Origin of the sequence: Ideonella alba (assembly GCF_018069875.1) — a bacterium.
Classification (GTDB): Bacteria; Pseudomonadota; Gammaproteobacteria; order Burkholderiales; family Burkholderiaceae_C; genus Ideonella; species Ideonella alba.
Window position 1 is genome coordinate 58,120 of record NZ_JAGQDF010000020.1, and the last position, 7,925, is coordinate 66,044.

The 7,925-nt window shown below is 62.5% G+C and carries 5 protein-coding genes and 1 pseudogene; 4 read left to right on the plus strand and 2 right to left on the minus strand.

What is annotated here, in order from left to right; translation table 11 throughout:
- Positions 1-18: 18 nt before the first annotated feature.
- The 3 genes from traF to KAK07_RS23965 are packed head-to-tail and all read left to right on the plus strand — an operon-like array spanning position 19 to position 5,496.
- Positions 19-1,029: a conjugal transfer protein TraF gene (gene traF / locus KAK07_RS23955; protein WP_210863504.1), complete on the plus strand. Its 1,011-nt coding sequence runs from the start codon at positions 19-21 to the stop codon at positions 1,027-1,029.
- On the plus strand, positions 1,029-2,540 hold the full coding sequence (locus KAK07_RS23960) for a conjugal transfer protein TraH (RefSeq protein ID WP_210804437.1): 1,512 nt from the start codon (positions 1,029-1,031) through the stop codon (positions 2,538-2,540). The genes traF and KAK07_RS23960 overlap by 1 nt, the downstream gene beginning before the upstream one ends.
- A 37-nt stretch (positions 2,541-2,577) precedes the next feature.
- A complete protein-coding gene (locus tag KAK07_RS23965; RefSeq protein ID WP_210804436.1) occupies positions 2,578-5,496 on the plus strand; it encodes a conjugal transfer protein TraG N-terminal domain-containing protein in 2,919 nt (972 codons plus the stop codon).
- Positions 5,497-5,531: 35 nt separating this feature from the next.
- Here the strand turns inward: KAK07_RS23965 and KAK07_RS23970 are convergent, their stop codons facing one another.
- The gene (locus KAK07_RS23970) at positions 5,532-5,795 is read right to left on the minus strand and encodes a hypothetical protein (protein WP_210863506.1); all 264 of its coding nucleotides are present in this window, start codon (positions 5,793-5,795) and stop codon (positions 5,532-5,534) included.
- Positions 5,796-5,868: 73 nt separating this feature from the next.
- Here KAK07_RS23970 and KAK07_RS23975 point away from each other — a divergent pair, with 73 nt between their 5' ends.
- Positions 5,869-6,492 (plus strand): hypothetical protein, encoded by a 624-nt coding sequence (locus KAK07_RS23975; RefSeq protein WP_210804435.1) that lies wholly within the window; start codon positions 5,869-5,871, stop codon positions 6,490-6,492.
- Positions 6,493-6,680: 188 nt separating this feature from the next.
- Here KAK07_RS23975 and KAK07_RS23980 read toward each other — a convergent pair.
- Positions 6,681-7,853 (minus strand): annotated as a pseudogene (locus KAK07_RS23980) (IS1182 family transposase); the annotation flags it as partial.
- Between the last annotated feature and the right edge of the window lie 72 nt (positions 7,854-7,925).

The window sequence follows — 7,925 nt, forward strand, 5'->3', positions numbered from 1 at the left end:
GCCGGCAGGAGACAGTCGATGCACCTGATCATCACCTCAACGCCTCCCGGCCGCCTTGGCCAGGCAGCCCTGCGTCTGGCCCTCGCTCTTATGGTTGGTTGCCTCACCAGCTGGTCGACGCTGGCCATCGCCGCACCTCAGTCCAGTGGGCGGGCCGTCGCCGGGAACGCTGACCGCGGCGGCTACTGGCAGAGCCACCGTGACGGCTGGTTCTGGTACCAGGATCCCGAGATGGAGCCAGCGAAGGCGATGCAGGCCCAGCCTGCGTCGCCGGATGCGCGCACGGCCGAGGATCGCGACCTGGAGGAGTTCAAGGCCTTCCAACAGCACCTTGAGCGCAGCCTCAACGCCGCCATCATCAACCCCAACGAGGCCAACCTGGGGCGCTTTCTGGAGCTGTGGGCGGAGTCGCGCCGCAAAGCGTCAACCTTCACTGACCTGGCACAGGCCGTGGCCATGAGGATGCCCTGGGTTGACGAGACGGCCCAAGGCACCCGACCACCCAACCCGGCGGCCCAGCGGGTGTTCGATCAGGTCCAGTCCCAGCAGAACGACGACCTGATGCGGTCCCTCTCGCGCACCCATGGCTTGTACTTCTTCTTCCGAGGCGACTGCGCCTACTGCCACGCCTTCTCGCCCATGCTCAAGCAGTTCGAGCAGAAGTATGGGTTCACGGTGTTCGCGATCAGCATGGATGGTGCGGGCCTCCCGCTGTTCCCGCGGCCAGCCCGGGATAGCGGCCAAGCTGCCCGGGTGATGGAGTCACTGGGCATCCCTGCCGAGCAGTTCCAGGTCCCCTTCACCGTGCTGGCACAGCCCGGTGCGCGTGAGGTCCTGCCGGTGGGATTCGGTCCGATGACCGCGGGCGAGTTGGTCGAGCGCATTGCGCTGCTGGTGCGCATGCGCGACGAGCCCGGCAGCAACGCCGCCACACCGGTGATGAACAGCCTCGGCGGGTCTCGCCAGCGCGCCGCCTCGCTAGTTCTGCGTGCGGGGGCGCAGGGGTATCAACCCCTGAGAGTTCAGTGATGCATGACCGGAACCACACCATGCTGAGTCAGGCCAATGCGGCGCGAGCTCGCTCGGGCGTCACGTGCCGACGCACCTGCATCGCCGTCGCCTTGATCTGGAGCCTGGAGTTCTCTGGCGTCGCCCGGGCCGCTGATCTCAATGCTCAGATGCAGCAGATGTTCAACGACATGGGCGCCATGGCCAACGTGTCCGGGCCAGGCGCCTTCAGAAGCCAGGCGCAGAACATCTACACGGGTGGAGAGCTGCAGATGCGGGCGCCTACCCGCAACTATCAGCTGTGGAGCGTCACGCTGCCGAGCATCAATGCCGGCTGCGGAGGGATCGACGCCTACCTCGGCAGCTTCAGCCACATCAACTCGGCCCAGTTCAAGGCCATGCTGCAGCAGATCGGCGCGAACACGGTCGGTCTGCTGTTCAAGGCAGCGCTCAAGAGCATCAACCCGCTGATTGAGGGCACCCTCGGCGATCTTGAGAAGACCATTGCGCAGTTCAACAACTTCAGCCGCAACAGCTGTCAGATGTCGAACAGCCTGGTCAATGGCATGTCGGGTGTTTTCGACATCAACAGCTACAGCGCCTGCGTGGCCATGGCCAAGGCCTACTACGGCGAGGACGAGCCCGCGGCCCAGGCGCGCTGCAAGGACAGCGCTCCAGCGGTGAACACCGACGTCAAGGGCAGCTCGGACCCAGACGTCAAGCAACTGGCACAGCGGGACATGAACCTGGTGTGGGAGGCGCTGAGCCAGAGCAGCTTCACAAAGGACGAGAAGGAGGCCTTCATGAACATTGCGGGCTCGGTGCTGCTGTACAAGGCGGCCAACAATGGTGGTTCACCCATTCCGCCCAGGCCTGTCAGCCCACCAATCGACAACCTCACCGTATTGCTGAACGGCAACGCGCCCGGCAACTCGGCCGACACCGTGATGGTCAAGGGTTGGTGGAGTTGTCCTGACACCGACTGCATGTCACCCGCAGCGGTGGACAAGGAGCTCACGCCGTTCCCGACCTATGTGCGTCAGACCTTGGAAGGCCTTCGGGACGCGCTCAGTGAAAAGAAGACCCCCACGGCGGAACAGATCCGCTTTGTCAACATGACCACGGTGCCGGTCTACAAGATGTTGACGGTGGGCTTTGTTGCCGATTCGGCCCATCGAGACAGCTATCTCTCGGACCTGCTGATCCACCGCTACGCCAAGGTCATCGCCTACGACTACGCCTACACCTTCCTGTCGAGAGGGCTACGCGACGTGCGGGTCTACCTCTCTGCAGCGCGCCTGCAATCCGCCGTCGAGGAGGAGCAGGCGAAGGATCTGCGTGGCCGCATCGACGCGATGCTCCTGGCCATCGATGGCGAGCGCAAGACCGCGTTGGAGCGCGTGCCTGCCATGAACGCTGTCGTCGAAGATATCCAGCACATCGAGCGTCAGATGCGACTGAACCTGCCCAGCACGGTGCGCAACATGATCGACTTCTCCAACCTCATGACCGGCAAGGGCACGCGGGGCTGATGGGCCAACTACAGCGAACCGGAGTGCGGACGAGCCCATGGTCACGCAGACCCTGACCATCTACGCCTACGGCAACGTGGATGCCCTCCATGGCATCCTCAACGCGATCGCCATGGTCATGAGTGCGAATGACTTCGCCGACATGATCCGCGTCGCGGTGATCGTTGGGTTCGTCTCGGTCGCGATCCTGGCCATGCTTCCGGGCAACCTGCAAAAGGGCTGGAACTGGTTCATGACGGTAGCGGTGCTTTCTGGTGTGCTGCTCGTCCCCAAGGCGAACGTGTCCATCGAAGACAAGCTCGGCTTGCAGCCCCCGGTGGTGGTGCAAAACGTTCCATGGGGGCTGGCGCTGTTGGGTACCGTGAAGTCGAGCATTGGGTCGACGCTCACGCAGATGTTCGAGACCGCTTTCCAGACGATTCCCGGCGATCTGGCACTGCCGGCGGAGCTGGGCTACCTCGAGCACGGGGTGCTCTTTGGCAACAGGCTTGTCAGGGCCTCGCGCGAGGCGGAGTTCACGGCGCTGGTGACCCAGAGTGACACGCTGAACTACCTGCGCAACTGTGTCTTTCCAACACTCGCCAGGGAGGCCAACCCAGGCGCCTTCGAGCGATCGCCCAATCTCTTGGCCGACATCGAGGTCACCAATCCTGCGCTGTTCAGCCCCTACCACGACAGCAACGGTGACACCCAGCTGGGTACTTGCCCCGAGGTCTACGGCAAGCTGCACAAGAATCTCATGGGGCAGGGTCGGCAGGCTCTGGAAGCCATGGCGCAAAGGCTCTATCCGGGTCAGGACAGTGCGCAGGCGATTGCAAAGGCCGAAGGCAGCCTGCTCGCGATCTACGGAAAGAGCCAGCTTGCGAACGTGGGTCTCACGGCGGCCGAAGTCATGGTGCAGAACATCTTGATCAATGCCACTGCAGACGCTTCAGCCTTGTACGGGGCGTCGCTGGATGATCCTGCGCTGATGATGTTCGCGTCGATGCGGTCCCAAGCCATTGCCCAGACCAATGCGGGCTGGCTGGTACAGGGTCGCATCGCCGAGGAGGTACTGCCCCTGGTGCGCAACGTGACCGAGGCCATCCTCTACGCGATGTTTCCGGTGCTGTGCATCCTGGCCGTCGCTTCCGAGGGCCAGGCCCTGGCCAAACTGCTCAAGGGCTACATCCTGGTCATGATCTGGGTTGAGCTGTGGCCACCCATGTTCGCAGTGGTCAACTACCTGCAGACCCTGGAGTCAGCCAAGAGTCTGGCGGCGGCGGCGGCTATTGGTGGCACCCAGGCGCTGTCTCTGCAGTCCGCAACGGGCATCTACTCAACGGCTATCTCTGAAGTGGCGGTGGCGTCTTGGATGGTGACCTTCGTTCCAGTTCTGGCGGCAGCCATCCTCCTTGGCTTCGAGAAGGTCATGGCCGTGGCTGGAGCCAGTGGCGTCGGTGGCGGCTCGGCCGCCAGCTCGACGGCGGCACAGGGCGCGCATGGCAATCTGCAGCTCGGCAACATGAGCTACGGCCAGCAGGAGTTATCCGAGTACCGCTCGGACTCGGCCGTGCGGCGCACCAGTGGTCTGGGTGGCCAGTCGGCGACCCATTTGCTCTCTGGCGAGACGATCGACCAGTACGCCCAGTCCTCAGGGCCGGTCAGCGTCAAGGATTCGGCTGGCTGGGGTCAACGGATGTCCGAGAGTGCAGCAGCTGCGACAGAGCAAGCCACCCAACATCAGAAGGCCTACGAGGCATCGCTGGGCAATGCATTCACGCAAGCGCTGACACTGGCCAGGACTGGGAGCGCAGGCGCGACACGTGGGCTCGGGTTCGACGTGTCGACGTTGGGGGACAACGGGCTCGCGACAAGCGACACAGCCCGCTCTGCCGAGAGAATAGCGAAGCAGTTCGGTATCGCTGACTCGTCGGCGGTTCAGAAAGCGCTCACCGCTGGTGTTGGCGCGCCGATTCCAGTGCTCAGCTTTGGGGGCAAATTGAGCACCCAGGAAACAGAGCAACTGAGCAATGCCATTCAGAGTGAACGGAGTTCGCTGCATGACCTGAGCGTTCAACGTCAGGAGCGCTTGGTCAATGCCTTCCGGAGCGGCAGCAGCTTTGAGTCAACTCGAAGGTCAAATCGCGAAGCTGCGGACCGTATCGATGCGTCGATGCGCGATGCGGCAACGTCAAGGGAGTTGGCAAGCGCAAGTCTCGCCGAGAGTCGCCGGTACCAAGAGGCCAGTGAGAAATACGAGGCATTCTCCCGGTCCGGCGAGGCGAACTGGGCGAACGAGTTCTACCAGTTTGCTCGGGCACGCGGCGTAGAGCCTTCCCAGGGCCGCGCATCAACAGCTCACCTCAAGTCCTTGCTGCAGGAATTCGTGGCCTCGGGCGAGGTCTTCAAGAGTGACGCAGGCGAATCTTTCTGGGTTCCCCATCAGGGGCAGGGTCCCAACGTCCAGCAGGATCGACTGAACTTCACGCCGGCAGCCTTGCGAAGTCATCAGCAACAGGCCAACCCTGGCGGGGGGCGCCAGGCGGTCGAACTGGCACACGAGGCCGGCAGTATGCGCGTCCAGGCTGGATGGCGTCAGCAGGGCGTGTCGCCTGCGCAAGCCGTGGGAGGATCAGACCTTGGTGCGCAAGTTGCCGCCGGACAAGGTGGAGCACAGCAGGCCAGCCAGGCTGCACGTGCAAAGTTGGACAGCACAGCGGGGGCGACCCAAGTTGACTGGGATAGCCGTATTGATTCGACCAGCACCGGGCACGATCCCGTGTACTCGTCGAATCCGATTACCCAAGAACACACGCCGAACAAGGCTCAAAAAGGAGTGCATTCGCCCGAGGCGTCGACATTTCCGCAGCAGGCAGAGAATGTCCGGAAAGCGAAGGCAGCTGACGCAGAGGCCAAACAAGAACAGATGGGTGTGTACCCACCTCGAATTCCAACGGGCCCCAATGATCAGTAGCGACTCTGACGACAGTCGCCGGAGCGCGATGCACCCTAGGCGGGTCGATCAAACATCTCCTGCTCTTGATTCCACCGCCAGAGGTCGTCATCGTCGAACAGCACCGGCTTCGCGTGGGAGGCAGACGAAGTCGCCCTTGTTGCGTCACCGTGAATGTCGGCGATGTGGTCAGTAGCCTCGTTGGAGATATCACTCCTGAGATGTCGGCGCTGCGCAACTCCTTGTTGGGGAACAAAGAGGTCAAGTAGCAGAAAGAGGTTGTCACTTGCGAGCGACATCCAGTTGCGCAGCCCATTCATGGCGGTTGCTCCGATTCGGTTCCAATAGTACACCTACTGTTCAAACATCCAGCAAGCCATTTGGGAGGAAGAGATGAAGAACTGCTTGTTGCTGCCGTCGGCCCTGCTGTTGGCCGTGTGGACCTTTGGTGCAGCGAACGCCCAGACACTGTCTGAAGACCTTCGCCCGACGACCGCTGACGACTCATGCGAGTTTGGCTACCGACTTGCCAGCGATGAACTTTGGGAGTCTGCGGCCATTCAGCGACGCTCGGATCGCATGATCGACCTCGCCCTGCAGAAGGCCATCACGTACTGCAAGAACGGGGACAGCCTAATGGTTGCCCGCGGCGGCCCCAACGCCCGCGGATATGTCCATGACTACTTCTCCGTCGCAGCGCTGCTCTGCCGACGTCCTGACATCCAAGAGACCAAGAAGCCGCCACTGCAACCAGGACAGCAGGCCGTTATCGAGTTCCGCTGCACGATCACCAAGGTCGATGCCCTGAAGGCCAAGGTCGCCCGCGGGGAACCGCTGTTCAAGTGGCCCAACGACTTCGTCGATCCAAGGCCTGGAGACAACGTGCCGCGACCTGGCGAAGCGCAAGCCGGAGTGAGCACGCAGCCACCCAAGGCGAACGCGGACTGTAAGGACCCCAAGTCTCCCCATTACGCGGACCGCTGCGGTATCTCGCCCGCGAGCCCGCCTAAGAACTGAGCGGCAGGGAAAGACTGGTTGCGGTCTGTCAGTCGTCACCCGATGTACGACCGCTCCCGCTGGAGGCTGTGTGAGAACGCGCCTCGAAGCCATCCAGGGTCGAACAGCGTCACCGGCCCATCGCAGCCATACAGTGGGTGGCACGCAAGTCGAGGCGCCTGGAGCGTTGAAAAAGGGCATTTCGAGGCTCACGCCCCGGCCATTTGCACCGCCTTCATCGCCTTTGTCATGCCAAGCACCGCAATCAATCGCTTGAGGTTGTAAGCGAGCACGTGGAGGCTCATTTCGGTGCTGACGTTCGGCAGCGTCCGAGTCAGGAAGTGCGTAGACCCCATCCAGTGCTTCAGTGTTCCGAAGACGTGTTCCACGGCGCGCCTTCGCACGATCATCGCGTCAGGACTTCGCAAGAGTCGTCGCTGCACGGCTTCGAGGACATCCTCGTGTTCCCAGCGCGAAATTCGTCGGTAGTCGCTCGGCGTGCATCGGTCCTTCATCGGACATCCCGGACACGCACTGCTCCAGTAGCGACGCAGTATCAGGTCGTGCTCCTCGCGGGTGAAGCGGTACTTCGCTCGTTGTCCGGCCGGGCATCAGTACTCATCGACCCTGGCGATGTAGATGAAGTCCGATTTGTCGAAGCGCCCCTCGGCCTTGGCGTTCGAGGTCGTCGGCTTGGGCAGGACTGCCGCGATACCGGCGTCGTCGCAGGCCTTGATCTGTGGTCCGCTGAAGTAGCCACGATCAGCAACGGCCGTCAGCTTGTGCCTTTGCATCGCCTCGCGCGCGGCTTTCGCCATGGGCGCGAGCTGCGTTCGGTCGTGGCCTTCGTTCGTGACTTGGTGGGCAACGATGAAGTGATGCTTCGTCTCGACCGCGGCCTGAACGTTGTAGCCCACGATGCCCGAGCCTCTGCCGCTCGTTGCCATGGACCTGGCGTCCTTATCCGTGAGCGAGATCTGGCCTTCCGGCGCGCTTGCGAGCCGCTTCTCGATGTCCACCATGCGCCGCATCTGCTCACGCATCGTCTGGACCTTGCGCTCCAGGTGTTCGGAGCGGGCTCGGAACTCTGGCGTATCCGGCCCGCGATCGGCTGTCTCCAGCGCGACCAGGTAGCGATGGATGCTCTCCTCGATTTGCTCCTTGCGCTTCTGGACCTTGGCCGGCGTGAAATTGGCGTCGCGCGTATTGACGGCCTTGAACTTGCTGCCGTCGATGGCCACGACGGCCTGCGTGAAGAGCTTGAGGTCGCGGCAGAGGACAACGAAGCGGCGGCAGACGTTGGCAATGCCTGTACCGCTGTCACGCCGGAAGTCGGCGATGGTCTTGAAGTCCGGCGCCAGGCGACCTGTGAGCCACATTATTGATCCGGCATTGAAATGTTGAACTTTTCCGGACGCGTAGAGTCTGACCCTGCATGGACAAGATCGACTCTC